The following is a 1003-nucleotide window of genomic DNA, read 5'->3' as shown; positions in this document are numbered from 1 at the left end:
TCAGACAAAACACCAGTAACGGGTGAGAAGGATACTGTTGCGCCCAATGCACCGACAGATGTCGAGGTCTCTGAAGATGGCTCTAAGGTCATCGGTAAAGGTGAGCCGGGTGCTGAGGTGATCGTTAAAGATGCCAATGATAACGTCGTGGGCAAAGGTACCGTTAACGAAGACGGTCGCTTTGAAGTAGAGCTTGATAAGCCATTCACCAACGGTGAAGAGCTTGAAGTGAGCTTAAAAGATGAGGCAGGCAATGAGTCTGACTCAACGTCAGTTAATGCCCCAGATACTACTGAGCCCAATGCACCAACAGCAGAGATCGATGAAGATGGTCTTGTTGTTAAAGGTAAGGCTGAGCCAGGCTCTACTGTTGAAATCAAAGATCAAGAAGGAAATAGCTTAGGTTCTGTCGTAGCAGATCCTGAGAGTGGTGAGTATGAAATCACGCTAGATCGCCCTGTAACGGATGGCGAAACTGTCAATGTTACGGCAACCGATAAAGCGGGTAACACGTCAGACAAAACACCAGTAACGGGTGAGAAGGATACTGTTGCGCCCAATGCACCGACAGATGTCGAGGTCTCTGAAGATGGCTCTAAGGTCATCGGTAAAGGTGAGCCGGGTGCTGAGGTGATCGTTAAAGATGCCAATGATAACGTCGTGGGCAAAGGTACCGTTAACGAAGACGGTCGCTTTGAAGTAGAGCTTGATAAGCCATTCACCAACGGTGAAGAGCTTGAAGTGAGCTTAAAAGATGAGGCAGGCAATGAGTCTGACTCAACGTCAGTTAATGCCCCAGATACTACTGAGCCCAATGCACCAACAGCAGAGATCGATGAAGATGGTCTTGTTGTTAAAGGTAAGGCTGAGCCAGGCTCTACTGTTGAAATCAAAGATCAAGAAGGAAATAGCTTAGGTTCTGTCGTAGCAGATCCTGAGAGTGGTGAGTATGAAATCACGCTAGATCGCCCTGTAACGGATGGCGAAACTGTCAATGTTACGG

At 47.9% G+C, this 1003-nt stretch carries 1 protein-coding gene; it reads left to right on the top strand.

Translation table 11 applies throughout. The features are described from left to right. The coding region (locus tag B9T19_RS10450) for an Ig-like domain-containing protein (RefSeq protein ID WP_233146851.1) at nucleotides 1-1003 on the top strand (1003 nt) is incomplete at both ends.

Origin of the sequence: Ignatzschineria sp. F8392, assembly GCF_002252045.1 — a bacterium.
Classification (GTDB): domain Bacteria; phylum Pseudomonadota; class Gammaproteobacteria; order Cardiobacteriales; family Wohlfahrtiimonadaceae; genus Ignatzschineria.
The sequence above is the reverse complement of the archived record's forward strand: the minus strand, read 5'-3'. Positions and strand labels throughout refer to the sequence as shown.